The 703-nt window shown below is 57.9% G+C and carries 1 protein-coding gene; it reads left to right on the forward strand.

Going from position 1 to position 703, the window contains the following annotated elements; genetic code table 11:
• A partial coding sequence (locus QCE62_RS35090) for a dipeptidase (RefSeq protein ID WP_309928015.1) occupies window positions 1-703 on the forward strand: 703 nt, incomplete at both ends.

Consider the following 703-nt stretch of genomic DNA (forward strand, 5'->3'; position numbering starts at 1 on the left):
CAGAAGACCATCGACAACATCGCGGAGATGAAGCAGCAGATCCGCGAGTACAGCGAGATCCTGACGCTCGTGCGCACGACCGACGACATCCTGCGCGCGAAGAAGGAAAACAAGACCGGCATCATCTTCGGCTTCCAGAACGCGTATGCGTTCGAGGACAACCTCGGCTATATCGAGGTGTTCAAGGAACTCGGCGTGAACGTCGTGCAGCTCTGCTACAACACGCAGAACCTGGTGGGCACCGGCTGTTATGAACCCGATGGCGGACTGTCGGGTTATGGCAAGGAAGTGATCCACGAGATGAATCGCGTCGGGATCATGGTGGATCTCTCGCACGTGGGCGCGAAGACTTCTTCGGATGCCATTGCGTGCTCGAAGAAGCCGGTCACGTATTCGCACTGCTGCCCCTCGGGCCTGAAGGATCATCCGCGCAACAAGACCGACGATCAACTGCGCGAGATCGCGGATGCCAATGGCTTCGTCGGCGTGACGATGTTCTCGCCGTTCCTGAAGAAAGGCCCGGACGCAACCGTCGAGGATTATCTCGAAGCGATCGAATACACGATCGATGTGATCGGCGAAGACAAAGTAGGTATCGGCACCGACTTCACGCAGGGCTACAGCACCGAGTTCTTCGACTGGATCACGCACGACAAGGGCCGTTATCGCCGCCTGACGAACTTCGGCAAGGTGGTGAATCCGG

Origin of the sequence: Caballeronia sp. LZ033, assembly GCF_031451265.1 — a bacterium.
Lineage (GTDB): Bacteria > Pseudomonadota > Gammaproteobacteria > Burkholderiales > Burkholderiaceae > Caballeronia.